Annotated in this window: 30 protein-coding genes; 15 read left to right on the top strand and 15 right to left on the bottom strand. The window is 62.4% G+C overall.

The window, feature by feature from the left end:
• Nucleotides 1-17: 17 nt before the first annotated feature.
• The 11 genes from nrfD (at nucleotide 18) to VGM51_03105 (ending at nucleotide 9,192) form a co-directional block, all read left to right on the top strand.
• Nucleotides 18-1,436 (top strand): NrfD/PsrC family molybdoenzyme membrane anchor subunit, encoded by a 1,419-nt coding sequence (nrfD, locus tag VGM51_03155; protein HEY3412036.1) that lies wholly within the window; start codon nucleotides 18-20, stop codon nucleotides 1,434-1,436.
• Nucleotides 1,433-1,978, top strand: a complete 546-nt coding sequence (locus tag VGM51_03150; GenBank protein ID HEY3412035.1) for a DUF3341 domain-containing protein — start codon at nucleotides 1,433-1,435, stop codon at nucleotides 1,976-1,978. The genes nrfD and VGM51_03150 overlap by 4 nt, the downstream gene beginning before the upstream one ends.
• Entirely contained in the window at nucleotides 1,975-3,258 is a 1,284-nt protein-coding gene (locus VGM51_03145) for a hypothetical protein (GenBank protein HEY3412034.1), read from the top strand. Before VGM51_03150 ends, VGM51_03145 begins: the two co-directional genes overlap by 4 nt.
• A complete protein-coding gene (locus VGM51_03140; protein ID HEY3412033.1) occupies nucleotides 3,255-3,776 on the top strand; it encodes a cytochrome c3 family protein in 522 nt (173 codons plus the stop codon). Before VGM51_03145 ends, VGM51_03140 begins: the two co-directional genes overlap by 4 nt.
• Entirely contained in the window at nucleotides 3,764-4,501 is a 738-nt protein-coding gene (locus VGM51_03135; protein HEY3412032.1) for a cytochrome c, read from the top strand. Before VGM51_03140 ends, VGM51_03135 begins: the two co-directional genes overlap by 13 nt.
• Before the next feature lie 24 nt (nucleotides 4,502-4,525).
• Entirely contained in the window at nucleotides 4,526-5,947 is a 1,422-nt protein-coding gene (locus VGM51_03130; protein HEY3412031.1) for a cbb3-type cytochrome c oxidase subunit I, read from the top strand.
• 52 nt (nucleotides 5,948-5,999) lie between these two features.
• Nucleotides 6,000-7,136, top strand: coding sequence for a cbb3-type cytochrome c oxidase subunit II (locus VGM51_03125; protein ID HEY3412030.1), 1,137 nt, complete (start codon nucleotides 6,000-6,002; stop codon nucleotides 7,134-7,136).
• A 46-nt stretch (nucleotides 7,137-7,182) separates the two neighbouring features.
• Complete coding sequence (locus tag VGM51_03120; GenBank protein ID HEY3412029.1) at nucleotides 7,183-7,482, top strand: hypothetical protein; 300 nt, start codon at nucleotides 7,183-7,185, stop codon at nucleotides 7,480-7,482.
• Nucleotides 7,479-7,766 carry a hypothetical protein gene (locus tag VGM51_03115; protein HEY3412028.1) on the top strand — a complete coding sequence of 96 codons (288 nt, stop codon included), beginning with the start codon at nucleotides 7,479-7,481 and terminating at the stop codon, nucleotides 7,764-7,766. The genes VGM51_03120 and VGM51_03115 overlap by 4 nt, the downstream gene beginning before the upstream one ends.
• 13 nt (nucleotides 7,767-7,779) lie before the next feature.
• Nucleotides 7,780-8,028 (top strand): hypothetical protein, encoded by a 249-nt coding sequence (locus tag VGM51_03110; GenBank protein HEY3412027.1) that lies wholly within the window; start codon nucleotides 7,780-7,782, stop codon nucleotides 8,026-8,028.
• Between the two features lie 399 nt (nucleotides 8,029-8,427).
• A complete protein-coding gene (locus VGM51_03105; protein HEY3412026.1) occupies nucleotides 8,428-9,192 on the top strand; it encodes a hypothetical protein in 765 nt (254 codons plus the stop codon).
• A 159-nt stretch (nucleotides 9,193-9,351) separates the two neighbouring features.
• Here the strand turns inward: VGM51_03105 and VGM51_03100 are convergent, their stop codons facing one another.
• Entirely contained in the window at nucleotides 9,352-9,603 is a 252-nt protein-coding gene (locus tag VGM51_03100; GenBank protein HEY3412025.1) for a ferredoxin family protein, read from the bottom strand.
• A 223-nt stretch (nucleotides 9,604-9,826) separates the two neighbouring features.
• Between VGM51_03100 and lexA the strand changes: the two genes are divergently transcribed.
• Entirely contained in the window at nucleotides 9,827-11,281 is a 1,455-nt protein-coding gene (lexA, locus tag VGM51_03095; GenBank protein HEY3412024.1) for a transcriptional repressor LexA, read from the top strand.
• A 384-nt stretch (nucleotides 11,282-11,665) separates the two neighbouring features.
• Nucleotides 11,666-11,893 (top strand): BON domain-containing protein, encoded by a 228-nt coding sequence (locus tag VGM51_03090; protein HEY3412023.1) that lies wholly within the window; start codon nucleotides 11,666-11,668, stop codon nucleotides 11,891-11,893.
• An 88-nt stretch (nucleotides 11,894-11,981) separates the two neighbouring features.
• On the opposite strand, the gene hrcA is transcribed toward VGM51_03090, so the two are convergent.
• Nucleotides 11,982-12,989 (bottom strand): heat-inducible transcriptional repressor HrcA, encoded by a 1,008-nt coding sequence (gene hrcA, locus VGM51_03085; protein HEY3412022.1) that lies wholly within the window; start codon nucleotides 12,987-12,989, stop codon nucleotides 11,982-11,984.
• A gap of 221 nt (nucleotides 12,990-13,210) precedes the next feature.
• Between hrcA and VGM51_03080 the strand changes: the two genes are divergently transcribed.
• On the top strand, nucleotides 13,211-14,125 hold the full coding sequence (locus VGM51_03080; protein ID HEY3412021.1) for a hypothetical protein: 915 nt from the start codon (nucleotides 13,211-13,213) through the stop codon (nucleotides 14,123-14,125).
• Nucleotides 14,126-14,201: 76 nt separating this feature from the next.
• On the top strand, nucleotides 14,202-15,116 hold the full coding sequence (locus VGM51_03075) for a hypothetical protein (protein HEY3412020.1): 915 nt from the start codon (nucleotides 14,202-14,204) through the stop codon (nucleotides 15,114-15,116).
• Between the two features lie 101 nt (nucleotides 15,117-15,217).
• On the opposite strand, the gene VGM51_03070 is transcribed toward VGM51_03075, so the two are convergent.
• The 13 genes from VGM51_03070 to VGM51_03010 form a co-directional block, all read right to left on the bottom strand.
• Nucleotides 15,218-15,919 carry a hypothetical protein gene (locus VGM51_03070; GenBank protein HEY3412019.1) on the bottom strand — a complete coding sequence of 234 codons (702 nt, stop codon included), beginning with the start codon at nucleotides 15,917-15,919 and terminating at the stop codon, nucleotides 15,218-15,220.
• Nucleotides 15,916-16,266 carry a ribosome silencing factor gene (rsfS, locus tag VGM51_03065; GenBank protein ID HEY3412018.1) on the bottom strand — a complete coding sequence of 117 codons (351 nt, stop codon included), beginning with the start codon at nucleotides 16,264-16,266 and terminating at the stop codon, nucleotides 15,916-15,918. Before rsfS ends, VGM51_03070 begins: the two co-directional genes overlap by 4 nt.
• 49 nt (nucleotides 16,267-16,315) lie before the next feature.
• Nucleotides 16,316-17,296, bottom strand: coding sequence for an LCP family protein (locus tag VGM51_03060; GenBank protein HEY3412017.1), 981 nt, complete (start codon nucleotides 17,294-17,296; stop codon nucleotides 16,316-16,318).
• Complete coding sequence (gene nadD, locus VGM51_03055) at nucleotides 17,268-17,861, bottom strand: nicotinate-nucleotide adenylyltransferase (GenBank protein ID HEY3412016.1); 594 nt, start codon at nucleotides 17,859-17,861, stop codon at nucleotides 17,268-17,270. Before nadD ends, VGM51_03060 begins: the two co-directional genes overlap by 29 nt.
• A 112-nt stretch (nucleotides 17,862-17,973) precedes the next feature.
• Complete coding sequence (obgE, locus tag VGM51_03050; GenBank protein HEY3412015.1) at nucleotides 17,974-19,248, bottom strand: GTPase ObgE; 1,275 nt, start codon at nucleotides 19,246-19,248, stop codon at nucleotides 17,974-17,976.
• A gap of 120 nt (nucleotides 19,249-19,368) precedes the next feature.
• Nucleotides 19,369-19,671, bottom strand: coding sequence for a 50S ribosomal protein L27 (gene rpmA / locus VGM51_03045; protein ID HEY3412014.1), 303 nt, complete (start codon nucleotides 19,669-19,671; stop codon nucleotides 19,369-19,371).
• Between the two features lie 99 nt (nucleotides 19,672-19,770).
• A complete protein-coding gene (gene rplU, locus VGM51_03040; protein HEY3412013.1) occupies nucleotides 19,771-20,079 on the bottom strand; it encodes a 50S ribosomal protein L21 in 309 nt (102 codons plus the stop codon).
• Nucleotides 20,080-20,206: 127 nt separating this feature from the next.
• Nucleotides 20,207-22,444: an Rne/Rng family ribonuclease gene (locus VGM51_03035; GenBank protein ID HEY3412012.1), complete on the bottom strand. Its 2,238-nt coding sequence runs from the start codon at nucleotides 22,442-22,444 to the stop codon at nucleotides 20,207-20,209.
• 893 nt (nucleotides 22,445-23,337) lie between these two features.
• Complete coding sequence (locus VGM51_03030; protein ID HEY3412011.1) at nucleotides 23,338-23,583, bottom strand: hypothetical protein; 246 nt, start codon at nucleotides 23,581-23,583, stop codon at nucleotides 23,338-23,340.
• A gap of 200 nt (nucleotides 23,584-23,783) precedes the next feature.
• Nucleotides 23,784-24,383 carry a hypothetical protein gene (locus VGM51_03025; GenBank protein HEY3412010.1) on the bottom strand — a complete coding sequence of 200 codons (600 nt, stop codon included), beginning with the start codon at nucleotides 24,381-24,383 and terminating at the stop codon, nucleotides 23,784-23,786.
• 214 nt (nucleotides 24,384-24,597) lie between these two features.
• On the bottom strand, nucleotides 24,598-25,251 hold the full coding sequence (locus tag VGM51_03020) for an ankyrin repeat domain-containing protein (GenBank protein ID HEY3412009.1): 654 nt from the start codon (nucleotides 25,249-25,251) through the stop codon (nucleotides 24,598-24,600).
• A gap of 117 nt (nucleotides 25,252-25,368) precedes the next feature.
• Nucleotides 25,369-26,178, bottom strand: a complete 810-nt coding sequence (locus VGM51_03015; protein ID HEY3412008.1) for a carbohydrate ABC transporter permease — start codon at nucleotides 26,176-26,178, stop codon at nucleotides 25,369-25,371.
• A complete protein-coding gene (locus VGM51_03010) occupies nucleotides 26,178-26,588 on the bottom strand; it encodes a four helix bundle protein (GenBank protein HEY3412007.1) in 411 nt (136 codons plus the stop codon). Before VGM51_03010 ends, VGM51_03015 begins: the two co-directional genes overlap by 1 nt.
• Between the last annotated feature and the right edge of the window lie 7 nt (nucleotides 26,589-26,595).

The following is a 26,595-nucleotide window of genomic DNA, read 5'->3' as shown; positions in this document are numbered from 1 at the left end:
GGATTTTGAGACGGATAATGCACGAGCATACCCACCAAAACGCGCCGAACGGCGAGGCATACAGGAAGGTCACCGACGATGTGCTGCGGCCCATGCAGTCGTACAGCCTCGGCTGGATGGCCGGCGTCGCGTTCTGCGCCTTCCTGATTCTGGTCGGAGCCATATCGGAAGGGTACCAGCTGAAGTACGGCATGGGCATGAGCGGCCTGATGCACCCGATGATGTGGGCGGTGTATATCACCAACTTTGTCTGGTGGATCGGAATTGCCCACTCCGGCACGCTCATCTCGGCCTTTCTGTTCCTGTTCCGTGCGCCGTTCCGCGCCGCGTTCAGCCGCGCCTCCGAGGCGATGACCCTGTTTGCGGTTATGACGGCCGGCCTGTTCCCTCTGATCCACCTCGGCCGGCCATGGCGGGCGTACTGGCTGATGCCGTATCCCAACGAGCGTATGTTGTGGATCAATTTCCGGTCGGCGCTCGTTCTGGACGTCTTCGCCGTCACGACGTACTTCATCGTTTCCACACTGTTCTTCTGGCTCGGGCTGATCCCCGATGTGGCGGTCGTCCGCGATCGTTCGAAGGGGTGGAAGCGGACCATCTACGGCCTGCTGTCGGTCGGCTGGGAAGGGCGCGGGAAGCAGTGGCGCCACTACTGGATGGCGTATTCCGTGCTGGCGTGCCTTGCGGCGCCGCTGGTTGTGTCGGTCCACTCCGTGGTATCCTGGGACTTCGCGTCCGCCATCGTTCCCGGGTGGCACTCCACGATTTCGGCCCCGTACTTCGTGGCCGGCGCCATCCTGTCCGGATTAGCCATGGTGCTGACGCTCCTGATCCCGCTACGCAAGAACCTGGCGCTGCAGGAATACATTACCATCGACCGGATGGAGCAGATCGCGAAGCTCACGCTGCTGATGTCGATGGTGGTGGGATACTCGTACCTTAGCGAACATTTCATGACGCTCTACGGGCGGGAACCCTCCGACCTTGCCGACCTGTGGAACAAAGTCCGCGGGACTTGGGCCTCGCCGTTCTGGGCCATGAACTTCTGCAACGTGATCGCCCCGCTCATCCTCTTCTGGCGCCCGGCGCGACGGAATATCCCCACGCTGTTCGTCGTTTCGATCATCATCAACATCGGCATGTGGCTGGAACGGTTCAACATCATCGCGGGCAGCCTGGCGCGGGACTACAACCCTTACGCGTGGGCGCCCACCTTCTATCACTTCCGCCCGGTTGAAGTCGGCATCACGCTCGGCAGTCTCGGCTGGTTCATGTTCTTCTTCCTGCTGTTCACCAAGTTCCTCCCGGTGCTGCCGATCGCAGAATTGAAGCGCGATATCCTGCTGGAGCATCGCGAGGACATCGCGATTGAGGAAGCGCACGAGCATCCGAGGGTGCCCGGCGGGGTCAAGCCCGCGGAGGCGACCGAATCATGAGCGAGCTTCGAGGAGTCGTGGGCTACTTCGACGATCCGGACGCCCTGCGCGCCGGCATCGACCACTTCAACGGCATCCGCGGCATGCGCCCGGAGGTGTACACGCCCATCCCGGACATGTCGGCGATCTACGCCCTGAACCCGAGCACCAGCGGGGTCCGGTGGTTCAGCCTCGTCGGCGGCCTGTCCGGCATCGCGGCCGCCCTTGCGATGACGATCTGGATGTCCTGGGACTACCCGGTGATCGTCGGCGGCAAGCCGATCACGTCGCTCCCGCCGTATCTGGTGGTCGCTTTCGAATTGATGGTTCTGTTCGGGTCGATCGCTTCCGTCATCGGGTTTCTGTTTATGTCGCGCCTGCCGGACCTGACCCCCAGCGACGCGTATCGCCCGCCGATGGGAGTGGACAGGTTCGCATTGTATCTGGCGTGCAGCGACGAGACCGAACGCGGCCGGGCGGCCGGGGAGCTGCTGGCAGCGGGCGCCACGGAAACCGTAGATATCCACCATGCCGGGCTCGGTCGATTGCAGGTGAACCAATGAGCGATCAACAACTGCAACCGGGCGATGTGCGGCGGCTGGAGCGCTACGCGTCCACGCTGTATTCCCCCGCTACCTGGGTTCAGGCGGCGGCTCTGGTGTGCATCCTTGTGGGGGTCATTGGTTTCGCGGCCGGCCTGACACTTTCGCCGGGGCGGGCCTGGGGCGCGTTCCTCGCCAACTTCCTGTTCTGGACCGGCCTGTCGATGGCGTCGATGGCCATGACCGCCACCTTCAACGTCAGCCATGCGTGGTGGGGGCGGCCGATCCAGCGCATCACGGCCGGATTGTCGGCGTTCACGCCGGTTTCGCTGATCGCGCTCGGCATCCTTTGGTTTGGCCGGCACGAGATATTCTGGTGGCTGGGCGACGCAGACCGGAGCCCGTGGCTGCAGATCGGCCCCCTGTTCATCCGGGACGCAGCGATTCTGGCCATCGCCTCGTTCCTCGCGATCTGGAGCCTTCGGAGCAGCATCCGGCCGGACCTCGGCGCGATGATCGAAGATGGGGTCAGTTCGCGGTCGGGCCTGGCGGGTTGGGCGACGCGGGGATGGAAGGGCCGGGGCGAAGAGAAGGCGCGGTCGATGCTGACGCTCAAGGTGCTGGCGCCGGTCTACCTTCTGGTGTACGTGTTCGGCATGTCGATCCTGGCGATCGACCTTGAGATGTCGTTGAACCCCGGCTTTCGCAGCACGATGTTTCCGGTGATCTACTGGATCGGGGAATACTTCGGAGCGTTTGCCGCCGCGACGATACTTCTTTGCAGCTGGCGCTCCCTGAAGCCCCTGAATGAGCTGTTCCCGGTGGCGACCATTCGCGATCTCGGCAACATGCTCTGGGGCACAAGCATCTTCTGGGCGTACGTGAACTGGTCTCAGTATTTCGTGATATGGATGGGCAACCTTCCCACGGAGGCTGCCTACGTTGCGGCGCGGTGGCGGACGCAGCCGTGGGAGCCGCTCGCCTATACGATGCTCGCCTGCTCGTTCATCGTGCCGTTCGCCCTTCTGTTCCTGCGAGGGCTGAAGCGAACGCCAAACGCCATCGCCGCCATCGGGGCGCTCGCCCTGGCCGGCATCCTGATCCAGCGATTCCTGGACATATTCCCCGGCATGCGCACGCTCGGTCCATCGGATTTCGGGCTGGTGGAAGTTGCCGTTACGATCGGCTTCATGGGTGCGGTCGCCCTTCCGTACCTGTGGCTGATGCGCCGCGTGCCGGTGTATCCGGTTGAAGATCCGCTGTTCCTGCGCGGGCTTGCCACACGGGGGGTTGAAGTATGAGGTGGGAGACGCGAAACGTCATCTTCGGGCTTGTCATCCTGATCGCGTTGCTCCCGCTGCTGTTCGTCAGGTCATCCAAAGCGTTTGGAGTGAACGCGCCGAAGCAGCCGGTGGATTTCTTCCATCGCGTCCACGCGGGTGACAAGCAGATTGCCTGCCAGTACTGCCACGCCCAGACGACGCAGTCGTCGTTCGCCGGCATGCCCGCCACCCAGCTCTGCATCCGCTGTCACAGGGTCATCATCCCGAACCACCCGGAGATCAAGAAGCTCAAGGCCTTCTGGGAAAAGGGCGAGGGCGTCCCATGGGAACGGGTGAACCGCCTCCCCGGGTTCGTCTACTTCACGCACAAGGCGCACATCTCGGCCGGCGTGCCGTGCGAGACCTGCCACGGTGATATGAGAAAGATGGACCGCGCGCGCCAGGCAACCCCGATGAACATGGGCTGGTGCGTAACGTGCCACCGCACCAATAAATACAAGAAAGCCCCTACGGATTGTGTCGTATGCCACAGATAACCGACAATCAGGACTACAGCGCGGGCGGATCGCCGATTCCGCCGGACGATGAAATCCGGGAGCGGCGCTTCCAGGAGCGTAACCTTCGCCTGATCACGGGGTTGGTGTTCGTGATCGTCGTGGTGGCGCTCGTCCTTCCGGGCGTTCTCTATTTCGGACACGAACTGCCGCCTTGGAGCATGCGCTACAACCAGCCGGCCGACTCCACGGGCTACCAGACGCCGCCAACCCAGCAGTTTGTCGTGGCGGGCGCGGTGCCGAGGACAGGCGTTCCGCACGCGTATCCGGACCAGGCCGACGGCGCGGTCCCTGCGGCGGCCGCCCGCATCAAAAACCCGCCGGCCGGCGACCCGAAGGCCCTCACAACCGGCAAAGTGGTCTACGCCGAGAACTGTGCCTTCTGTCACGGTGTTAACGGGCTGGGAGATGGGCCCGCGGGCGAGAGTTACATCCCGCGCCCGCCCGACCTCACGAACCGTAAGGCGCAGTCGCTGTCGGCCGGGACTATGTACTACAAGATTACCAACGGTATCCTGTCGACCCCCATCCCGGAGGCTCGGAAATACCTGCCGCGCGAGTGGCACGCCTTCCGGGGTACGATCAGCGAGCGCGATCGATGGGCTGTGGTTTCCTACATCAGGTCGCTCCGCCTGAGCGGCGCGGCGGAAGCGCCGGGACCCGCCGAATCGGCGGCGCCGATGCCGCCAACGGGGGATACGAACTAACTTTGCAGGCATTTTGAGGGAAGTATGCGATTACTCGACGATAGGCCGGGAAGCGCGGCACGAAACTGGATGGTCTCCGGCGCCATATGGATGGCGGTCGGCGTCACGTTCGGCCTCCTGGCGGCGACGGAAATGGCTTCGCCGGATTTCCTGGGCGGAATCCCGTTCCTCGTATTCGGGCGGATCCGTCCGATGCACGTGAACACGGTCTGGTACGGATTCCTGTCCATGGTGCTCATCGGCGCCGGCCTCCATATTGTGCCGCAGCTCTCCAAGACCACGTTGTGGTCGGAGAAGATAGCCAATGGGGCGATGTGGATCTGGAATTTCTCGCAGCTCGCCGGCATCTGTTCGCTGGCGGTGGGGATCACCACGTCGCACGAATACGCCGAGTACAAAGGCCCGCTCAATTGGCTGAGCATCATCGCGCTGGCCATGCTCCTTTACGTTCAGTTCAAGACCGTTGCGAACCGCAAGGAGCCGCTTATCTATGTGTCGGTCTGGTATTTCCTCGGCGCGCTCGTGTGGACCTTGACGGAGTGGGCGTTCCTCAACAGCACCGGAGTGCACCGCGGCCTGTATGATGCCGTGTGGCACTGGTTCTACGGCCACAACATCTTCGGCTTGTGGATCACCCCGATGGCGATCGGCGCCGCGTATTACGTGATACCGCGCGAAGTGCGGAAACCGCTTTACAGCCACACGCTGTCGCTCATCGGTTTCTGGCTGCTGGTGACGGACTACGCGCCCACCGGCACGCACCACTTGCTACAGGCGCCGATCCCGGATTGGGAGAAGGTTGTGGCGACGGTCCACAGCATGCTTCTGCTGATTCCGGTCTGGGTGTTCCTCTCGAACATCTGGCTGACGATGCGCGGGCGAATGGGGCGGATCGAGCAGTCGATGACATTGAAGTACATGTTCGCCGGCTCCATCTGGTACTTCATCGTGTCCACCCAGGGCAGTCTCCAGTCACTGATGTCGGTTCAGCGGCTCACCCACTTCACGAACTGGGTTATCGGCCACTCGCACGCCGGGCTGCTCGGATTCGGCGGCTTCATGGCGGTGGGAATCATTTACGACGTGCTTCCGCAGGTGACCGGCAAACCGATCTGGAGCGTGAGGCTGGCAAACTTCCAGTACTGGCTGATGCTTATCGGCCAGGGCGGATTCATGATTATCCTCACAACCGCCGGTCTCATCCAGGGAGGGGCCTGGCTGAATGGAGAGGCGGTTTACCGAGTGCTGCCGGAATTGAGCGTCTACATGACTTTGCGGGCGCTGGACGGCGTCACCATCTTCGCGGGCGCCTGGATTCTGTTGTACAACGTGCTCAGAACGCTTTACTCGAAGAAGCCCGACGTGGAGGAGGACGCGCCGCTGATGAGCACGCGCGACATCGCGCCGGTCGACCTCAAGCCGATAGGACTGGAGGCCGCCCAATGACCCGCAGAGATGATGCCGCGGCTCCGCCGATGCGCAATCGGAGGACGAAGCCATGCGCATGACGGAGAAGGTGATCACGGTCGGCGGCCTCCTGATCCTGGCGGCGGCGGGGTTCAGCGTCGCCGTTCTGCCCTGGATCACGCGTCAGGACGTGGATAAGCCATCGGATATCGCGAGGCCGTACACGGCGCTCGAGGCCAGAGGTCGCGCGATTTACATCCAGAACGGGTGCATCTATTGTCACTCGCAATACGTGCGGCCGCAGGACTGGGATAACACCGCCACGCGCATTTCGGAGCCGGGCGACTACTACTACGACAAGCCGCACCTGCTTGGCTCCTCGCGGAACGGGCCGGACCTCTCTCAGGAGGGCGGCATGCGGCCAAATGATTGGCACATCGCCCATTTCTTCAACCCGCGCTACACCCGCCCCGCATCGATCATGCCGGAGTTCAAATACCTGAAGAAAGACGAGCGCGACGCCCTCATCGCATACGTCCAGTGCCTCGGCGGCAAGCTGGCCGACGCGCGCGTGAAACGCATGGAAATATGGCACGCCGCGCTGGCGAAGGCGTATGAGCGCGGCCCGGATGCCAACTTCGCCTATTTGCATACGCTGGTCCCGGCGCAATGGCGCACCATGCCGAATCCGTACGGCGCGACCGCCGAATCTCTTGCGCGGGGCAAATTCGTTTACGAGCAGGAATGCATCGGCTGCCACGGCAATTTCGGCGACGGCAACGGGCCTTCCGCGAAGTTCCTGTACCCCAAGCCGGCCAACTTCAGCACGCTGAGGCGCCTCGGCGCTTCCGGCGGGCTGCTCTACTATCAGATCATGAATGGCATCAACGGCACGGCCATGATGCCGTTCAAACGTGAGCTTGAGAGCGAAAAGATCTGGGATGTCTCGAACTATGTCGCCACGACATTCATCGGGCACGACGACGGCAACACAACTCCGCGCGGCGAGGACGAAATTCAGGAGCCGGTGGACCTGAGCAACACACCGCCGGACCCAGACAAGGTGACGGCGCCGCCGCCCACTTCGCCCGCGTTACAGCCGGAGCAGGACGCCGCCAACAAGCGCAATAAGGAGAACGGCACGTCGTTCGTCCGGCCGTCAGGCACTCGCTCCAGGCTCACGCGGCCGGACCACAACGGACCGGCGTCGGAGGAGAACCCTCAATGAGTTACTTCAGGCAGGATGCCTTGACGTCTCAGAAGGAGTGGTTGTCATGCACTCACTAGGACATGTATTGCTGCATATGGCCCCCGGGATCGGGATGGTGATCGTCATCATCTGGGCGATGTGGCGCACGGGCCAGCTCTCGAATAACAGGCGGGCCGCGGAACTGCCGCTGGAGATACCGGGGTCGCCCGATGTACCCATCCAGGCAAGGCGCGTTCCGGTTGTCGCGCTGGCCATGGCGATTCTGCTCGGAATAGGCATCGGTATCCCCATCGCCGCTGTGGTCATCGGCTCCCACATCCAGGTGACTGATACGCTGCACAAGGGGGCGGAGGAACGCCATTGAACCGAGGCACCGGTTTCTATCCCTGGTTAACGGATTGGCATGTCATCGTTGCGATCATCGTGGGCGGCTTGATCCTCGTGCTTGGCCTTTACGCGGCCATGCGTCAGGGACGGCTGGAAAGCGATGCCCGCGACGACGACAAGGAACACATCGATCACTACGCGGGGATAATCGAGGGCGGCCACAGGAAGCCCACGGTCTTTGTGATCATCCTGAGCATCGTCCTGGTGATCTGGATGATCGGCTATGTCGCGAATATCGCCATCAATGGCCTGGGCTACTGAGGAGCGTCCCAACATGAAACAGGGAAAACTATCCGGTAACGGTGACGACAGGGACCATGGCATCCACCCCGCGGGGGGGGCAGCCGGGCCCCGGATTGACCACGGCTGGGGCGATTTCCGCACGTGGCTCATCATCGTGGGGCTCAGCGTGGCGGTGATTGTCACGACGCTCATCATGTATTCGATCATCGGCAAGCACACGCTGCAGAACTGGAACCTGGGAAACCCGCCAACGTCGACGAGCTTCATCTCCGGGCAGTAGGCAGGAGGCAGGAGACAGGAGACGGTAGGCAGTAGTCAGTAGTCAGTAGTCAGTAGACAGTCGGCGGTAGGCAGTAGTCAGTAGACAGTCGGCAGTAGGCAGTAGGCAGTAAGCAGTGGACAGTAGTCAATAGCAGGCAGGCCGAATTCGGTCGACCGAAGCATGAGTCCTGGAACCCGGAACTCGGAACCGGGAACTCGAAACTCGGAACCCGGAACTCGAGACCCGGAACTCGGAACTCGGAACTCAGGACTCGGAACCCCGAACTCGAAACCCGGCACCCGGGACCCGGAACCTCCTTTCGCAACCGGCCCCTCCGCTTTCGCGTCTAAGATGGGTACCAGGGAAAGCAGTATCCCGAAATCATCTTTGTCGCCCGAGTGGCGAAAGGAGTTGAGCATGCGAACTACGTTCATTCCCATTGCCCTTGCGCTCTCCGTTGTGGCAGTTGGGGCCCATGCCCAGCAGGCCAAACCGGGCGGAAAAGTGGCGGAACCGACCTCGACCGTCGCCTTGACGGTAAAGGGACCGCAGGCGACAATGTACCTGACCGTGAGCGCGACGTCCGCCGACGTTCGCGGCCTGATGCGGGACATCGCCAAGAAGATTGGCGCAACGGTCTACTTCTCCCCTTCCGTAACGGGGTCCTACACCGGCTCCATTGAGGCCGTGGAACCGGACGCGGCGATGTCCACGGTGGCCGCCGCGTTCGGCTGCAAGGTCGTGCGCTTCAATCTGCCTCAGGACGCCCCGGTTCTTACCGAAGCCGCTGCGGCCAAGGTATATGCCGGCATGCTGGCGCTGCCGACCGCCGCCATCGTGAGCGACGCCAAGTCCAAGCGATCCATGACGGTGAACGGCGCGCTCGGGGGCGTGATCCCGGACGGCCCGGTTGTCTACTACGTACAGGGCAAACTCACGCCGGACCAGGAAGAGGCGGGCGCGGAACAGCGCGTGGCCGCGAAGGCCGCACAGGCCAACGCACCGGCAACGGCTATCCAGAATGCCGTGACGGCATTCCAGGCGATGTCTCCGCAGGATCGGATGCAGGCGATGCGCGATGTGCAGCGCCAGATCATACAGAACATGTCGCCGCAGGACCGCCAGGCGCTGTTCAATAACATGCGCAGCGGCCGAGCCAACCGCGGGAACCGCGGCGGCTGAGCGGAAACGATGAGCGATGAACGATGAATGGCGTTCTCGTCGTTCGCTGCTCTTTTTGGTTGTCTACCGCAGTACCACGGGCGTGACGCCCAGCGGCACAAAGAGCGAGGGGTTGCCCAAATGGGCAACCCCTCGCTGATTTCAAGCCCGGTTGGTGGCTTACAGGCCGGACAACTGCTTGTTGATGGCAATGTAGCCGGTCCACTCCGCGGGAACTTCTTCTTCGAAGAAAATCGCGTCCACGGGGCATTCGGGCTTGCACAGTCCACAGTCAATGCACTCATCGGGGTTGATGTAGAGCATATCGGGCGTCTGGCCCTCCTCTACCTCGTAGATACAGTCTACCGGACACACCGCAACGCACGCGCGGTCCTTAACACCCACGCACGGCTCGGCGATTACGAACGCCATTGGCTGACCCTTCCTTTCGTTAACTTGCGGTTGGCAAGGCGCTGCGGCAGGCGAGATGCCCGGAACCCGCTCTTCCCCCCGTTCAGGTCAATATACACGCGGAGTCGTGAGTCAAGTCAAGACGGTGAAATCGTGCGAGTTGAAAGGATTGGCGGAGCATGATAAACTGTGAAATAGGACATTTGTTCGCCCCTCACAGGGGAGGGCGGCTGGGGAGGTACCGATGGCCGGGATCCGCGTGATTGATCTGGTGGACGGGGACATGGTGGACGACGAGTTCGGCGTGGTGGAACGCTCGCGTCCAACGGGCAAGAACGGCGAACCATACGCTCTACTTGAAATCCGGGACGCCACGGGGAGCATTAGCGCGAAGCAGTGGAAGGTGGGCGACACGGAGTGGAACCGTATCGCCAGCGCAAACTGCGTGCACATCAGGGGACACGTCCAGCTGTACAATGGAAAGCTGGGTATCATTGCGGACTGGATACGGCCCGGCGCCGACCCCAATCGCACCGACGGCTTCATCCCGGAGTTCCCGGGAGATCGCGAAGCGATGTGGAAGGCTTTCTGCGGCCTCGCCCACACAGTGAAGGACCCGAACCTGGTGGAGCTGTTGCGCCGCGTCTTCAAGCTGCCCGGTTTCACCGCCGCGTTCCGCCAGGCAACGGCGGCACAGAAGATGCACCACGTAGGCGTCGGCGGCCTGCTGGCGCACACGCTGGAAGTGTGCGACCTCTGTATGGCCGTCTGTGAACGCGCCCCGGGCCTTCGACGGGACCTGCTCCTCACGGGTGCGATCCTGCACGACATCGGCAAGACGGGGGAAATGGACATCGGGCGCGCGGACTTCGGCACCACCGTTGAAGGCGGCCTCGTCGGGCACGTAGTGATGGGCGCGGCGATGGTTCAGCGCGTCATCGAAGGCATCCCGGACTTCCCGCCGAACCTGCGAGCCGCGGTCCTGCACCTTATCCTCACGCACCAGGGCACCCGCGAGTGGGGCGCGCCGATGCTCCCGGCGATTCCGGAGGCCGTCGTGCTGCACGCTTGCGATAACGTGAGCGCCAAAATGGATGAGTTCGCGTCCGCGAAAGGCCAGGCGGTGGGCGATTCCCTGTTCAGCCGTGCGCGCGGAATCGAGAATCGAGTGTACGTTGGCGAGATCGAGCTGACCGGCGGCGATGGCGCCACCCCGTCGCACTGGACGCTGGACGACGACGAAGAGACCGGACGGCCCGTGCTGCGCATCGTCGCCGGCGGCCTCTCCAGCGATGAATCCCTGCCCGAAATGGCCGCGCTTCCCATCCTCGGCAGCATTGCCGCCGGCATCCCCATCAGCGCGCAGGAACACGTGAACGGCTACTTCGCGATGCCGATCGACGCCCGGGGAGACGCGGGAGACTTCCTACTGAAGGTCACCGGAGACAGCATGCGCGACGCCCACGTCCTCGATGGGGACCTACTGCGCATCCGCCCCCTCGAAGGCGAGCCGCGCGAGGGCGAAATCATCGCCGCGCTTCTGAACGGCGAAGTGACGGTGAAGCGCCTGCACCGCTCGGACGACGGCGTCATCCTCCACCCCGAGAACCCGGAATTCGGCGACATCCCCGTGGGCGCAACGGACGACTTCCAGATCCAGGGCCGCGTGGTGGGCCTAATCCGCGACCGCGTGCAATAGCCCGTTCGCCCCGTCCGCCGGTTTACGCGTTTCACGGAACGGCCGGCGTCCCGCCGGTTCGCGATGGGACGGGGTCGCCGTTGACGCCGTGCCCACCGGTCGCAGGCACGTTACTTCGTTTCATATGCGTGTAACCGCGCGGATTATGTGGTAGTAATCCTCATGAGGCCCGCGGAAACCTTTTCGAGTGCGGGTTCGTCATAACGCATAAGACACAGCAACAAGCGCCTATTGAACGCGAACGCGACAACTGTGTCCGTGCTGAATTCGAAGCCATCGTGCCCATGGCCCTGCCGGGGGCACGTTGAGACGCCACCACCCGTCCGTAAGGACGGGGCCTGCCACGCTGGAAGGAGGAGGCCCATGTCGGTGGAGGATGCCCGAATGAGTAGTGCCATCCGGCACGAAATCGTGAAGCGCGCGATAGATTCATCGCGCCTTGAAGTTCGCGTTTGTCACGGTATTGTCTACCTGTCCGGGGAGGTTCGTGAGCTCCGCGGTGGAGCGGAAGATCTGCGCAAGGAGATGGACATTCTCCATCAGGTGATTCGAGGAAAGCCCGGGATCCGTGAAGTGATCAACGAGGCATTCCTGAGGTCGCGCGCGGTGTAGACCTCACGAGGTCCATCGCAAGGTTGAAGGCCGGTCGGTCGCCGAGAGCGCCGCCGGCCTTCCGCCGTCATTGAAGGTATTGGGGTGCTTATTCCAGGCTCATGCGTGTGAGAACGCCGCTGAGGACCCGCGCGATCGACCGCACCGCGGGCACCGTGTGCGAATACGCCATGCGGGTGGGGCCGAAAACGCCGATCACTCCGGACATGCTCATCCCCACGTAATACCGGGTGGACACGAAACTGAGTTCCTGCAGGCCGGGCAGCGGGTTCTCGCTGCCGATGACCACGTCCACGCCTTCGTCCATCGCCCGGAGGCTTTCGAGGAGGGCTCGGCGATCTTCCAGGGCGCTCAACAGGCGTTCCCGCCTGTCATCGTGCTGGAATTCGGGCTGCCGGAGCACCTGGGTGGTGCCTTCCACAAACGCGGTGTCGTCCTCGTCCCGCGCGACCATCTGCCCGATGGCGTCCATCATTCGCGCGGCGGGAACGGCGATGCCCGCAAGATCCTCGGGCAATAGCGGCTTGGCGGATCGCGCTTGCGGGAGCGTGAGGCCGGACAACTCCTCGTTCAGGATCCGCTCCAGGCGCGAGAGTTTGGCGGCCGGGATGCTTTGCCCCACCTCCGCGATTCGGTGCTGCACGTCCCCACTGCTGAAAATCACGACCACCAGCACCCGGGTCATCGTTACCGGCGTGGTGTGAACCTGCTGAACGGTGACGCTTTCCCGCTGCGGAGGCGCCGCCACCGCGGCACAGCGGGTGAGGCCGGCCAGGATGCGACAGGTCTGGCGCAGCACCTCGTCCAGTTCCGAGTCGAACCGCGCCCGCGGTGGGCGCGGGGCGGGGTCCGGCTGCATCAGGCGGTCCACATAGAACCGGTAACCTTTGTCCGACGGGATGCGTCCGGCCGATGTGTGCGGCTGGAGAAGGTAACCGAGGCTGGAGAGGACGGCCATCTCATTACGGATGGTGGCGGATTTCGCTGAAAACGCGGTTGATTCGGCCAGCCTCTCGGAGCCGACAGGCTCAGCCGTGCGGACGTACTCGTTGACGATTGCCTCAAGCACGAGTTGTTTGCGAATATCCAGTTCCATGCCGATTTTACCGGGTGTTGAGGCCTTCGAACCCAACGCCATTCCTTACGCAAATGGTACCACGGATGGCCCCCCTTGTCAATCTGGAGGCGGGAGTGCCAACGGCCGGGCGCGCGGCGGCGGCCGTATCATCCATCCGTTCTCGTTTCACTTTTCAATTGCCGCGCAAACAGTCTACCGTTGGTGCAGCATCCGCTCTCATACTCATAACGAGGTAACCCATGCCGATTGTATTTCGCTGTCCGGCCTGCGGCCGGGATCTCGAGGCTCCCGACGCCGCATTCGGCGTCGCCGGTTCCTGCCGCTTCTGCGGCGCCCAGATTGTATCCCCCAGCGAGCCGGACGGGCCGGCCACGCTAGTCGCCGCCGGGCCCGCGAGCATGCAAGCCGCGCCGGGCGATGTCAGCCAGCCCACGGGAGAGATAGATCCCGGCGGCATTCTGTCGGAAGCCTGGGCGCTCCTCAAGGTCCACTGGGCGATCATCCTTGCGGCATACCTGATCGTCGGCCTGATCACGGTTGCCGCCATGGCGCCGTGGTTCGTGCCGTTCTTTCGCGAGACTATGCGGCATCCGCCGGCCCCCGGAACGCCGACGGTTATGCCGGTCTCGACGACCCTCGGAATCATGGTGCTCAGCATCCTCTTCGCGCCTTTGCTGGCCGGCCCGTTGTACCTGGTCGATCGGATCATCGCCCGCGGCGATGACAGCATGGGTGCGATCTTCGCCGGGTTGCGGCACTATGGTCCGCTGGTGCAATTTGCGGTGGTCTACAACCTGCCGCTGTACGCACTGCAGATAGCGCAGTCCGCGGCGGCGACGCGCGCTCCAAGACTATACACGCCGTTCATGATTGCGTACTGGCTCGTCATGATCTTCATGATCGTTACTCTCATGGCCGGTCAGATGGAGGTCATCGACCGCGGTGTTGATGGGATCAGCGCGCTGAAGGCAAGCTGGGAGTTCACCAAAGGCCATCGGCTGATGATCCTGGTTACCGGGCTGCTGCTGACACTCTGCTATCTCGCCGGGCTGTTTGCGTGCTGTATCGGGGCACTCTTCACGATGGGGTTCATCCCGCTTGGCCAGGTGCTCGTCTACCGCCACCTGCGCGGGCTGCAGGGCACGCCGGACTGAGCCTGTTTGCCGCACCTGCCGCAAACAACATAGGGTATCAGTAACGACCGAGCCAATTCCATTGCCGAGGTGCCCTATGTCCATTGTCTTTCGCTGTCCGGCGTGTGGTCGAGATCTGGAAGCTACCGAAGATGCGTACAACGTCGAAGGATCCTGCCGATTCTGCGGCGCCAAGGTTATTTCGCCAAACGGTCCGGACGCATCGGCTACGCTTGTTCCCCTTGCACCTCATAATGCGCAATTCGCCCACGCGGACATCATCCGGCCCACGGGCCGCATCAAGCCCTTCGACATCGTTTCCGAGGCCTGGAGAGTGTACAGCGCCAACTCAGGCTTGCTGATTGTGACCATGTTGTTAGCCAACCTGGCGCAGTACATAGTCGGCCAAGTTGTGGGACACCTTGGCTGGGGATCGCTGAGCCGCCCCACTCTATTGGTCGATGGGTTCGCCACCATTCTCCTGGCTCCTTTGGCGACAGGACCATGGTACGTTTGCGCGAGGGCCGCGAGCGGACGCGCCGCCCAGTTTCGCCATATGTTTCAGGGCTTTCGTCACGCCGGCCCGCTGATGACCGCGACTCTGCTGGTTGGGATTCCGTGGATTATGGTCTATGCCTCAGTACCACTTCCACCAACAACGCACAGCGGTGAACCGAGCTACACGGCGATGTCCGGCTGGTGGGCGATGGAATGGCCGAGGCTTGCGGTGGTCGTACTCTTGATCGCACTCATCATGATTCCGGTCAGCCTCGTGATGATGGAAGTCATCGACCGGGGCTGTGGGGTTGTGGAGGCCGTCAATGCGAGCCTCGAAGCGACGCGCGGGCACTATGCCGCTTTGCTGGCAACGCGCGTGCTCCTGATGCTGATTGGCCTGAGCGGGGTGGTTCTCTGTTGCTTCGGCATCATTCTCACTGCGCCAATGGCGATTGCCGGCGATGTCGTCATTTACCGCCACCTGCGCGGATTGCAGGGCACGCCGGACGCGTGATGCAACCGATTGTGATCCACCGAGTCAATGGGTGAATGAGTCAACGGGTGCAATGAAGCGCTTCGAATGTTGATTCATTGACTCGTCCATTGGTTGCCGCGCTAGGCTTTGTTCCGCTTCGCGTCCAGATAGAGATAGACGAACACGCCGGAGAGGCCCGCCAGCGGCAGGGCGATGAGCATAACGATCCAGGCCGGAACGCGCCGCGCCGGCCGCCGGGCGGGCGCCGTACCGGGGGCAGCCGGCGTTGGCGGAGCGCTCATAGTGGCAAACTTCAGGCTCTGGATCCCGGGATTCTTGATGCGCACGAAGACGTTCAACGCGTTCGAATGGGACGAGACGTCCATCGTGGCATCGGCGTTCTCATAGTGCGGCTCCCCGGTGTAGCGGAACCGGCCGTCGTGCGCAACGGTAACGTACACGCCGCCCCATTGCTTGAACGCCATCGCCAACGCTTCGATCGGGAACTCGCCGCGCGGGTACAGCGTGTTCACGCTGAATTCGACGGAGGTTTCGGCCGGAAACAGTTTCACCGCCGGAATCTGAATCCATTTGACCGCCCCCGGTTCCCATCCGGAGCGTCGCCACAGGTCCTCGACGGCCGCTTTGCCGCTCCCGTCCCGCAGCAGTGTTGGAAACAGGACCGAAACGCGGTATGTGCCGCCACCGTACGGCAGCGCGGCCACGCTGACCACGTCCGTATTGGCGGCGGCCGCCGCTCCGCAGGCACCCGCAATCAGCGAAAGGGCGATCAGAACGGGGGCAAATCGCGCCGGGCGCCGTGTGTCCGATGTCGATCTCATGTGCCGAGCAGCTTCGCGTTCTGCCAGAAGGCTTCAAGGTTGTAGAACGCGCGCTCGTCCGGCGCAAATACGTGCCCTACCACGTCCCCCGAGTCCAGAAGCACCCACTTGGACTGGTCCTGGCCTTCAACTCCGGGTTTGCGGAGGTCGGATTCGCGGAATTTCTCGCGCACGCTGTCGATCACGGCGTTGATCTGTGGACGCGAGGTGGCTGTGCAAATAACGAAGTAATCCGCCATCAGCGTCTTCCCCCGCAAGTCAACCACCACCACGTCGAGGGCCTTCCTGTCTTCCATTGCGGCCTTCATCACGGCCACTTTCCGCTCGGTCTGTTCCGATTTGGTCATATTTTCCTGTTCTCTTGCCCGCGCCGATCCCTCGTTCGGCCTGCGGCGTTCACGATCCGTCCACGATATCAACCGTATTATCGTCCGGCACAAGGGTGCCGGGAAATGACTTCAAAATCGTCTGCTTCATCTTATAGCCGTACGGCAGGAAATAATCCGCCCCGCCGATCGTCCGGCTTTCACCTTCCAGTGTATCAAACATCAGGTGCGACGACTGCACTCCGCGAAGCTCCCTCGCCAGAAACAGCAGGTCGGTGTCTTCCATATCCGTCTGAACCTGCTTGCGCAACTCCTTCGCAATCCACGGCAGCTTGGGCAGGTTCCCCGGAGCGGAGATCTGCTTCGCCAGCGCGGAAACGAATTGCTGCTGCCGGTGCATTCTCGCGATGTCGCCTGTGCGGTCATGCCGGAACCGCAGGAATTGGATCGCGTGCGCCCCGTCCAGGCGCTGCTCTCCTGGATCGAGGTGGATGTGCAGATCCTGCCAATTGTCGTCGTAGTCCATCTTGTGATCCACCGTGACGTCCACGCCGCCAACCAGGTCAACCAGATTCCTTGTGGATGACGTATCGACCACCACGTAGTAGTCCGGCCGAACCCCCGTGATGGCCCGGACGATGTCCATCGATGCCTGATATCCACCTTCCGAATAGGCCGCGTTTACCTTGATCCAGCGCTTGGCTTCCGGGAACCGAACCCGCGTGTCGCGGGGGATGCTGAAGCCAGTAACCATCCTGGTGGGCAGATCAACGTGCGCGAGAAGCATGGAATCCGTTCGACGGCCCAGTTTCGGGTTCAGCTTGTCCGGCTGATCCAGGCCCAGAATCAGCACGTTGAACTCTGTTCTTCCACCCAGAGGCGGACGCGTGACCTGAAATCCGAATAGCCTCCCGTGTGTGAGCACCCGCAACGCGGGCGCGCCCCCGAGCCAGAGGAGCGCAAGCAGCGCACCCAGCAAAGGGTACTTGATCCACATCGGCACGCGGCCACGGCGCCGCGTCTTAAGGGCGGTAGAGTCGGTTCTTCTCAATGTACATTTCCACTGGGGCAGGCAGGAGATAACGCACCGATTTTCCGGCTGTCAGACGGGCCCGGATGTCGGTGGAACTGATACCTATAAAGATCGGCGGCAGAACGTCCATCGCATCGATGACCCAGCGCGGCAGCGCGGCCTGCAATTCCGCGGCATCGATGCCCGGCCTCATCGCAACGGCCAGTCGGGCCTGCTTCACGATGGTGCGCGGCTCGCGCCAAGTTGGGTAGATGGCGGCTTCATCGGCGCCGATGATGAGACGTATTTCCGCGTCCGGGCGTTCCATGCGCAACCGGGCAAGCGTGTCCACGGTAAAGCAAGGCGACTGCGCATCCGTTTCGATTCGACTCACTTCAAAGGCCGGATTGTCCTCGGTGGCGAGGCGACACATCTGGTAGCGCGCTTCGGCCGAGCCGTGCGGGGCAACCTGCCTGTGTACCGGAACTCCCACCGGAACGAACATCACGCTGTCAAGGCTGAGCGCCTCCCGCGCCGCCTCCGCGATGCGGAGATGGCCGTAGTGTATCGGATCGAATGTGCCGCCAAAAACACCCAGTCTCATAGCGTCATTATGGTGCGAGTTCCGAGTTCCGGGTTTCGGGTTTCGGGTTCCGAGTTCCGGGTTCCTAGTTCCTGGTTTCGAGCTCGGAACTCGGAACTAGGAACTAGGAACCCTAATTCACGTAGTCGAACTCGACGTCGCCGATCCGAACGCTGTCTCCGTCTTCCGCGCCCATCTCGGCCAGTTTGTCCAGCACGCCGCGCGATTTCAATTGGCGGTGCAGTTTCCGAACGGCTTCCTCACGGCCCAGGTCCGTCATGGCCACCAGTTTCTCCACCGGCGTGCCGCTCACCACCCACGTGCCGTCGTCCTCGCGGATGACTTCCCACGTTTCGCGTTCCGGTGCGGAGATCAGCACCGTGTCTACAGCGTCCGGCGAGACCAGCGGCTTGGGAATCTCGCGGAGGCGCTGCGCAAGGTGGTACACCACATCGCGCACTCCCTTCCCGGTGGCCGCGGACATCTCGAACACAACGGCATCCTCGGGGAGCGTCGGGCGGACCGCGTCCGCAATCTCCCTGGCGCCGGTGACGTCCATTTTATTGAGAACCACGATCTGGGGAAGCCCAGCGAGGCGTTCGCTGTAGGCGGCCAGTTCGTTGTTCAAAGAAACGTAATCGACGGCGGGATCCCGGCCGGTGCCTCCGCTGACGTCCAGGATGTGGACCAGCAGGCGTGTGCGTTCCACGTGTCGAAGGAACTGATGTCCCAGTCCCGCCCCTTCGCTGGCGCCCTCGATGATGCCCGGGATATCCGCCACAACGAAACTGTCTTCCTCTACCTTCACCACGCCCAGGTTTGGGATCAGCGTTGTGAACGGGTAATCGCCGATTTTGGGCCGCGCCGCCGAGATCTGGCTGATCAACGTGGACTTGCCCACGTTGGGAAAGCCCAGCAGGCCAACGTCTGCCAGCAGCTTCAATTCGAGGCGCAGGCCACGCTCTTCGCCCGGCTCACCCATCTCCGCGAACGCCGGCGCCTGACGGGTGGGACTGGTGAAATGCATGTTGCCCCGTCCGCCGCGGCCACCTTTCGCCACGACGGCGCGCTGCCCGTGGAGAACGAGATCGAAAATAGGCGCATCGTGCCCCTCTTCGAAAACGAGGGTTCCGACCGGCACCTTGAGTACAACATCCCCGCCGTTTTTGCCGGACTTCTGGACGCCAAGGCCCTGCGTTCCCGAGGGCGCCTTGTACGAGCGGCGGGAGCGGAATTCAACCAGCGTGTTGATGCTCTCATCCGCTTCGAGGATGACGCTTCCGCCTCGGCCGCCGTCGCCGCCATCGGGCCCGCCGCGCGGCACGTATTTCTCGCGCCGAAACGACGCGGAGCCGTCTCCGCCGCGGCCCGATTTCACGTGTATATTGACTTCGTCCAGAAAGACCATGTTACGAAGGGTCTCGGGGAGGATTTCGGGTCCGAACCCTAACCCCAACCCCCAAACCCCATCCCCCAAATGAAGGGGGCACGGCAAGCCGTGCCCCCGCATTCCGCTATTTCAGTACGCTCAGGCGGCGGCTTCGACGGCCGGCTCTTCCTGGCGAGGCGTGTTCGGGTTCACATCGGAGATGCTCACCTTGCGGCGGCCCTTCTGATGGCCATAAAAGGTCACGTAGCCCGCCTTGAGAGCGAACAACGTATCGTCCTTGCCCTTGCCCACACCGGTGCCGGGCGCGAATTTGGTGCCGCGCTGGCGGACGATGATCGAGCCGGCTTTGGCCAACTGGCCGCCGTACAATTTAACACCCAGCATCTGCGGGTTGCTGTCGCGAAGGTTCCGCGATGAGCCTACGCCCTTTTTGTGTGCCATATCTGTTCCTCGTTCCGAGTTCCTGGTTCCGAGTTCCTTGTTCCGGGTTTCGGGTCCCGTAACTCGGAACCCGGACCGCGGAAGAAGAGAGACTCGTCGCTACGCTGTAATATCCGTAATCTTTATCTGTGTGTACATCTGGCGATGCCCGAAGGTGCGGCTGAACCGCTTCTTCGCCTTGTACACGAAACCGCGGATGTGTTCGCCCTTACCGTGCGCGACGACTTCGGCCTTCACGCTGGCGCCATCCACAACCGGCGAACCGGTCTTCGGCGAATCACCACCCACATAGAGGACCTCGCCGAGTGTTAACGTATCACCCACTCCGCCGTCGAGTTTCTCAACCTTCAATGTGTCTCCGACTTTGACAGAATACTGCTTGCCGCCGGTCTTGACCACTGCGTACATGATCGCTGTTCTCTCTTCCACCGGCGGCTCGTCGGCACGCCGAAAATTGGGGCACAAAGCGCCCTCTATTATAAACCACCTGAAAGCGGCCCGTCAAACGACGCGCTCCGGCGCCGCGTCAGAAGCGCTACTCGCCGCCTTTGCGGCGTTTGCGCCACTGCCAGCGCCTCCGCGGGCGAGGAGCCGATTCCGTAACGGTGAGCGTGTGTTCCGTGGCCCCATCCTGGGCCATCAAAACCGGGATAGATACCCGCGGGAACGGCTCAAGAACGGTGATCCCGAGGCTGTGGATGGCTTCGCTGGACGGCGCCACCGTGACCCGGGTCTCCGGGCTCATTTCCGTGTCGTCCCGGCGGCCACGGCGGCGACGGCGACGGCGCCCTCCATCGCGTTCCGGTTTCGCCTGCGTCTCAGGCGCTTCGGCCACCGGTGCGGCCTCAACGGGGACCACAGGCGCAGCCACCACTTCTTCCGGCTTTTCGGCATCGCGCGGCTTTTCGTGACGGCGGTAGCGGTCACGGCCCCTGCTCTCGGCGGAGAACTCGCGCTCCAGAGCGGTTGAGGGCACTAGATCGCGCTCTTCCTTGATCGCCGCCTTGGTGTAAATCTCCTCGATATCGGGTTCCGGCGCAAGTTGCAGGTTCGCGATAGGCGGCACACCCACAAGGTCACCGACCATGTAGGAGCGGGATACGTGGGTGAGTTTCACCGCGTGAGTCTGCCCGACGTGGGCGGCGCCGTTCGGCACATCCACGAGGACGCCGTTATACCAGGCGATTGGCCGCGCGTCGTCGCCGGTCCCGTGCATTTCGATGGCCAGGTCCAGCGTCTTGCCAGGCTTCAGGCCCTTCATCAGCCGGTCCATGGAGGGTATGTCCGCCGGTGCGATGGCGAACTTCTCGCGGTGCGCCGTTGGGTCAGGCCGCACATAGATAGCCTTCCCCATCTCCTTTTCCAGCTTATCCACCGCGCTGCCGTGTTCACCGACGAAAACCACCGCCACATCCGGGTGCATCGCCACCAGGTAGGCGAAGGAATTGTCCTTGGCGGAGCGATCCCGCACCTGCCGGTCGATGCCCACGGCGGTCGTTACGGTGTCCTGAATCGTTGCGCGGCCCTCGCAATAGGGGCACTTATCGCGCAGGAATTCTGTGAGGTTCTCCCCGGTTCGCTTGCGCGTCATTTCGATGAGGCCCAGCGGCGAAATGCTGGCGACCTTCGTCCGCGTCCGGTCGTCCTTGAGGGCGGTATCCATGGCGCGCATCACCAGTTGGCGGTCGGAGGCGCTGGACATGTCGATGAAGTCGAGCACGATCATGCCGCCGAGGTCCCGGAACCTGAGCTGCCGGACGATCTCGGTCACCGCCTCGAGGTTGGTCCGCAGGATGGTCTCATTCAGGCTTGTGCTGCCGACGAATTTGCCGGTATTGACGTCGATGGATGTGAGCGCCTCCGTTTCGTCGATCAGCAGGTATCCGCCCGACTTCATCCAGATCTTGGGCTTCAGGAGGCGGTCGACTTCTTTCTCAATGCCGAACGCATCGAAAATGGGGACCTTCTCCTCGTAGTGCTGGACCTTTTCCGCGAGGCGGGGAGACATCGCCTGCGCCAGTTCCAGGGCTTTCTGGTAGTCGGTCTTATCGTCGATGACCACCGCATACACGTCGGAGCTGAGCATATCGCGGATCACGCGGAAGAGAAGGCCCAGTTCCTGATGGATGATGCTGGCGGGAGGGGCGGTGCGGGCGCGCTCCAGAATCTGCTTCCAGGTCCGCAGGAGGTAATCGTAATCGTCCTGCAGGTCGGCCTCAGAGCGACCTTCCGCTTCGGTGCGGATAATGATCCCGCCTTCCGTGCGGATTTTCTCGCCGATCCGTTTGAGCCGGTCGCGCTCCTTGCCTTCCTCGATTTTGCGGGAGATGCCGATATTGCCGGCATCCGGCATGAATACGAGGTAGCGCCCCGCGATGGACACGCGGGTGGAAACGCGGGCGCCCTTTGTTCCGCGGGGGGCCTTGACGACCTGCACCAGGATTTCCTGGCCGGTTTTGACCAGATCGCGAATCTTGGCGTTCGGATCCGTCCGGCGGCGCGAAGAGCGGGCCTTGGACTTTTCCTCGGTGGTTACGGGGGGAAGTGCTTCGTCTGCGAGAATATCGCCCACGTAAAGGAACGCGTTTTTCTCGAGACCGATGTCAACGAAGGCGGCGTCCATGCCTGGCAGCACGTTGCTGACCTTCGCTTTGTAAATGCTCCCCACCACGCGCTCTTCGCGCTCGATGTGGAGTTCAACCAGTTGTCCGCTTTCGACGACCGCCACGCGAGTCTCGCGCAGGTCGACGTTTACGAAAATTTCTTTCTGCAACCCTTTGCCTCTTTCAGGCGCGGGGCGCGCGTTCCGGTTTCTGGAACTCCTGGCTTGCGGGCCGAAAGGCCCGAGTGCGTCCCGATCGGGACGCTATCTATCTCGCTGCGCTGGTTTTCCCCAACGGCGAGGTATGTCAAGTTTCAGTTGGCCGGTTAGGGCAGACTCCTCAGTCTGTCGCGGGCGGGACGGGTTTGCAGCCCATCTCAGCGCCCAACACAGCCTATGACCAGGTGTATGACAGAAGTACGGCGATCACTTCGCCGAACGCACGCACCGTGCAAACATAAAAATCCTGGACCTTACAGTCCCAATGCCAGTCTACCACGCATGGCTCGCCGTGTCAAATCCCGGCGCCAACTGACGTTTTTTGACCCAACCGGCATACAACCAGCGGTGGAAGCGGCATCATCTATCGGAACTAACCCGCCATGGGTCCAATGGTTCAGCACGGATGCAATCTTTTTTACCGTCCGTCCGCTTGTGGCGCGGTTCTTGCCATTCTTCAGTTTGGGCGCCGAAAGGCACTCCCGACGGGAAATCGAAGCGCTTGTGCCGGATCCATCAATAGACCAGGCCCAGTGGGATGTTGGCTGAGCCGGCACGCAAAGAGCGCCTAAGATCAACCGCCGCTCTCATAGCGGTTATTGCCGCGTGGGATGACTTCCCCGGTCGTGTGTCAGGAGCCAGGGACCAGGCACACGACCGGGCGAAGACCGTAGCCGCCATGACAGGCGGCCTTCTTCGTATTTGCCCCCAGGGCCTATCTTCGACATCCGGCCGTCTCTCCCCCGCCCCGAACTACAAACCCTCAATCCCGGTCCACACAGGACAACGGGAAGGCTGCCGGTGATGGCTGCCTCCCCGTTGAATCTGTATTTCCGAAGCCGTTGTTACTTCTTGGCCTTGGGGTGCGCCTTCGGCGCGGTCTTGCCCATCTTGCCCATCATCGGGCAGGCGCCGCTCTTGCAGGCCGCGATTGAGCATGAACCCTTCATGCCCTTGGCCTTCATGTGCTGCGTGCAAGCCGCCGAGCACTGGGCCGCCGTCATCTTGGTGCCCTTGGCGGGCATCTTCGGGGCGGCGAACGCGCCGGCGGTCATTCCTAGAAGCACAACAAGTGCTGTAATCTGTCGCATAGGTTGGAATCCTTTCTACCCGTTGGGGCGGGTGCACTGGGACCGTGAGCCTTCGCTATCGAGATCGCGAATAGCATCCACTACATTAGAACGACTGAACGCCCCCTCGCGTTCCGGCGCAATTTGGCGACGGAGGGAGGCGGACGCAGCGAAGGGGGTGGCACGGTGGAATCCCGAACCCTGAATCCCCGGGTGGGGGCTCAGACGGGACGGGTGGGCACGCGGGGCCGGCGCGTCGCGTGGATGCGTTGTTCCCGAACGCTGGGACCGTGAAGTTGAGTGCGGGCGGAGCGGAAGACGATCACGGAGCCCTGGCGAATCCGCACCAGTTGACGGCTCTGAACCATCCGGTCCAGAACACAGCTCATTTGCTCCATATCCACTTCAAAATGGTCGGCCAGATCCTCCGCGCCGGCTGCCGCGCCCGCGTTCAGAGCGAAGTAAAGATCTGTTTGAATCGTTAGATGCGTGTCGTCCATAGCTGAGACTGGAAGGGAGAATTCGCATGCCCTGGTCGAATCCCCGTCAAAGCCGTTCCGGTCATCGGCGCCGGATTCGGATGGCGGAGCAGGGTTATGCTCGGAGCGGACCGCCTCCCGCAACGCCAGGATCTGTCGAAGGGACTCGCGGTCATACCGTCCGCCTTCGGCCATCCCGGTCGTGCGCACATAGCCGCACGTTGTCCACTCCCAGAGTTCGTGGGCAGACACGCCACAGAGCGCTGCAGCCTGATTCAGGCTGAAGGAGAGGGGCGCATAAGCATCGCCCGACGGTGGCTCTGGTGACGTTGGTCGTTCCATCTCGGTCTACAGGTTGTTCGCGGTTGGCCGCGAGATTCCGGACAGCGTCTACCACCATGATAATATCACCATGAGCCCACCGGTCAAACTTTCTGTCCTTATACTGTGCTTATTATGTCTCCCCGCTTATTTGTTGGGCGCCCGGAGGGCTTTGAATCCCATGTCGGCGAACGGGTCGACGAGGTTAACAGGACAGTTGACGGAACGCGAATGATCACGCCCGCGCGCCGTGCATGGAAAGAATTGCGGCCGTTTCCAAGTTGCCGGAACGCTGAGCCAGCGCGAGCGGGGTTTCGTTGTCCGGATTGAGGGCGTTGATGTCCGCCCCTCGGGCAATGAGATATTCCGCGGTATCCGGCAGGTTGTTGGCGGCCGCGTAGTGCAGGGGCGACCAGCCGGAAAGGTGGATATTCGCGCCGTGTTCGATGAGGTTCCGCGCGATCCCTTCCGCCCCCGCAGCCAGCGCACTCTGAAGCGGCGTGACGGCGGTGGGGTTGGCGGATACGATTTCGGTGTCCGCGCCCATCTCGAGGAGCACTTCTACGACAAGAGGTTCATTGAAGAAGCACGCCAGGTGTAGCGGCGTCCATCCGTCACCGGAGAGGAGGTTTGCGTCGGCGGCGTGCCCCTGCAGCAGCGCCTTCAGCGCGTCGACCTGCCCCAGCGCGGCCGCCTCGGATACGGTGAGCAGCGGCAGTTCATTCAGAAGCATCTCGAGGATGTCATCCTGCCGGTCGTACAAGGCCGCCAGGATGGGCGACAGCCCGTTCCGCGACTCGGCGAGAGTCGGATCAATGAGCAGCAGAGACTCCACGGTCTCGGTGTCCCCCAGGTGAATCGCGGCAATCAGATCTTCTGTTGACGGCATTTTTCGTGTCTCCTTTCAGTGAGGTGTTCCGAGCGGGAAACACGAAGATGCCCGGGCAAGTTACAGGAGAGTGGCTGAACCCGCGGCTCTTTCCCCTCTGCCCTCAATTCCCAGGCATCACTTCACCGCGCCGGCCGTCAGGCCCTCCGCCAACCGACCTTCGATGGCCGCGAACAGCAGCACTACCGGGAGGATGGCCCAGAGCGAGGCCGCCATCAGCAGCGGCCACTGTGGGGCGTAGGCGCTGGCGAAATCGTAGATACCGACCGTCAGCGGCTTGTTCTGGGGTGAGGAGAGGAACGTGAACGCCACCACGAACTCGTTCCAGGCGGCGATGAAGACGAACACGACCGTCGTCACCACTCCGGGTCCCGCCACGGGCAGAATCACGCGCCAGAACGCGCCCATGCGGGAACACCCGTCGATCCTCGCGGCCTCTTCCATCTCCTCGGGGACAGCCGCCAGATACGCGGTTAGCAGCCAGACCGCGAACGCCAGCGAATAGGCCGCGTTGACCAGGACCAGCGCGCCCAGCTTGTCCGTCAGCCCCACGGTCGCCGCCAGGCGGTAGAGCGAGACCACGACCACGATGGGCGAGAACATCTGGGTCGCCAGCAGCGCGTGCCGCCACAGCCGCGCGCCGGGCACCGGAAGGCGCGCCAACGCATAGGCCGCCGGCAAGGCGAGAGAGAGGTTCAGCAGCGTGCTTTCCGTCGCCAGAATCAGGCTGTTGCGGAAGTATCCGGACAGCGGTCCGTTCCACGCAGAAATGAGGTTGCTCCACATCCAGTGGTTTGGAAGGAGAGGATGAGTGGCAACCTCGCCGTCCGGCTTCAAGGCGGTGAGAAGCATGACGAGGAAAGGAGCCAGAGCGAGGGCGAGGTAGGCGGCGAGAGCGAGAGGGCGGATGAGACGGGCATTTGCCATCAGTCATCATCCATTTGACATTTGACATTGGCGGGAGCAGCCCCCTTCTCTCGACGCCTGTCATTTTCGCGGGCGGTGTTGATCGATTGGCCGAGAATATTGCAGAGCTGATCGCACTCGTCGAGCGAGGGACGGAGGAGTTCCAGAGGCACGAGTTGGGCCCGGTCAAGCATTCTCAACCAACAACGGGACTCCCTGAGCTCCTTCAGAGAGATGCTCATCTTGTGAATGAAGTCGCCTCGACTCTCGGCAGCCCGAGCTTCCTCATAGTTGGGCGCCGGCGAGGTCGCACTTCGTACGATCTGGCCGGCGATATGCCGGCCTAGTCGCGTGTCCGGAATCTTCTCACAAAGAAGCCCAACGTCCGCTGCGAAACCCATAAGCCTTTCGGAAAGATCATTCGGCGTCATTGGTAAT

Source organism: Armatimonadota bacterium (genome assembly GCA_036504095.1).
Lineage (GTDB): Bacteria > Armatimonadota > DTGP01 > JAKQQT01 > JAKQQT01 > DASXUL01.
This window is presented reverse-complemented; position numbering and strand designations above follow the sequence as displayed.

What these genes read in the sequence shown, in the direction of transcription:
- nrfD (HEY3412036.1), top strand. Translation starts at nt 18, where the DNA reads ATGCACGAGCATACCCACCAAAACGCGCCGAACGGCGAGGCATACAGG.
- VGM51_03150 (HEY3412035.1), top strand. Translation starts at nt 1,433, where the DNA reads ATGAGCGAGCTTCGAGGAGTCGTGGGCTACTTCGACGATCCGGACGCC.
- VGM51_03145 (HEY3412034.1), top strand. Translation starts at nt 1,975, where the DNA reads ATGAGCGATCAACAACTGCAACCGGGCGATGTGCGGCGGCTGGAGCGC.
- VGM51_03140 (HEY3412033.1), top strand. Translation starts at nt 3,255, where the DNA reads ATGAGGTGGGAGACGCGAAACGTCATCTTCGGGCTTGTCATCCTGATC.
- VGM51_03135 (HEY3412032.1), top strand. Translation starts at nt 3,764, where the DNA reads ATGCCACAGATAACCGACAATCAGGACTACAGCGCGGGCGGATCGCCG.
- VGM51_03130 (HEY3412031.1), top strand. Translation starts at nt 4,526, where the DNA reads ATGCGATTACTCGACGATAGGCCGGGAAGCGCGGCACGAAACTGGATG.
- VGM51_03125 (HEY3412030.1), top strand. Translation starts at nt 6,000, where the DNA reads ATGCGCATGACGGAGAAGGTGATCACGGTCGGCGGCCTCCTGATCCTG.
- VGM51_03120 (HEY3412029.1), top strand. Translation starts at nt 7,183, where the DNA reads ATGCACTCACTAGGACATGTATTGCTGCATATGGCCCCCGGGATCGGG.
- VGM51_03110 (HEY3412027.1), top strand. Translation starts at nt 7,780, where the DNA reads ATGAAACAGGGAAAACTATCCGGTAACGGTGACGACAGGGACCATGGC.
- VGM51_03105 (HEY3412026.1), top strand. Translation starts at nt 8,428, where the DNA reads ATGCGAACTACGTTCATTCCCATTGCCCTTGCGCTCTCCGTTGTGGCA.
- VGM51_03100 (HEY3412025.1), bottom strand. Translation starts at nt 9,603, where the DNA reads ATGGCGTTCGTAATCGCCGAGCCGTGCGTGGGTGTTAAGGACCGCGCG.
- lexA (HEY3412024.1), top strand. Translation starts at nt 9,827, where the DNA reads ATGGCCGGGATCCGCGTGATTGATCTGGTGGACGGGGACATGGTGGAC.
- VGM51_03090 (HEY3412023.1), top strand. Translation starts at nt 11,666, where the DNA reads ATGAGTAGTGCCATCCGGCACGAAATCGTGAAGCGCGCGATAGATTCA.
- hrcA (HEY3412022.1), bottom strand. Translation starts at nt 12,989, where the DNA reads ATGGAACTGGATATTCGCAAACAACTCGTGCTTGAGGCAATCGTCAAC.
- VGM51_03080 (HEY3412021.1), top strand. Translation starts at nt 13,211, where the DNA reads ATGCCGATTGTATTTCGCTGTCCGGCCTGCGGCCGGGATCTCGAGGCT.
- VGM51_03075 (HEY3412020.1), top strand. Translation starts at nt 14,202, where the DNA reads ATGTCCATTGTCTTTCGCTGTCCGGCGTGTGGTCGAGATCTGGAAGCT.
- VGM51_03070 (HEY3412019.1), bottom strand. Translation starts at nt 15,919, where the DNA reads ATGAGATCGACATCGGACACACGGCGCCCGGCGCGATTTGCCCCCGTT.
- rsfS (HEY3412018.1), bottom strand. Translation starts at nt 16,266, where the DNA reads ATGACCAAATCGGAACAGACCGAGCGGAAAGTGGCCGTGATGAAGGCC.
- nadD (HEY3412016.1), bottom strand. Translation starts at nt 17,861, where the DNA reads ATGAGACTGGGTGTTTTTGGCGGCACATTCGATCCGATACACTACGGC.
- obgE (HEY3412015.1), bottom strand. Translation starts at nt 19,248, where the DNA reads ATGGTCTTTCTGGACGAAGTCAATATACACGTGAAATCGGGCCGCGGC.
- rpmA (HEY3412014.1), bottom strand. Translation starts at nt 19,671, where the DNA reads ATGGCACACAAAAAGGGCGTAGGCTCATCGCGGAACCTTCGCGACAGC.
- rplU (HEY3412013.1), bottom strand. Translation starts at nt 20,079, where the DNA reads ATGTACGCAGTGGTCAAGACCGGCGGCAAGCAGTATTCTGTCAAAGTC.
- VGM51_03030 (HEY3412011.1), bottom strand. Translation starts at nt 23,583, where the DNA reads ATGCGACAGATTACAGCACTTGTTGTGCTTCTAGGAATGACCGCCGGC.
- VGM51_03025 (HEY3412010.1), bottom strand. Translation starts at nt 24,383, where the DNA reads ATGGAACGACCAACGTCACCAGAGCCACCGTCGGGCGATGCTTATGCG.
- VGM51_03020 (HEY3412009.1), bottom strand. Translation starts at nt 25,251, where the DNA reads ATGCCGTCAACAGAAGATCTGATTGCCGCGATTCACCTGGGGGACACC.
- VGM51_03015 (HEY3412008.1), bottom strand. Translation starts at nt 26,178, where the DNA reads ATGGCAAATGCCCGTCTCATCCGCCCTCTCGCTCTCGCCGCCTACCTC.
- VGM51_03010 (HEY3412007.1), bottom strand. Translation starts at nt 26,588, where the DNA reads ATGACGCCGAATGATCTTTCCGAAAGGCTTATGGGTTTCGCAGCGGAC.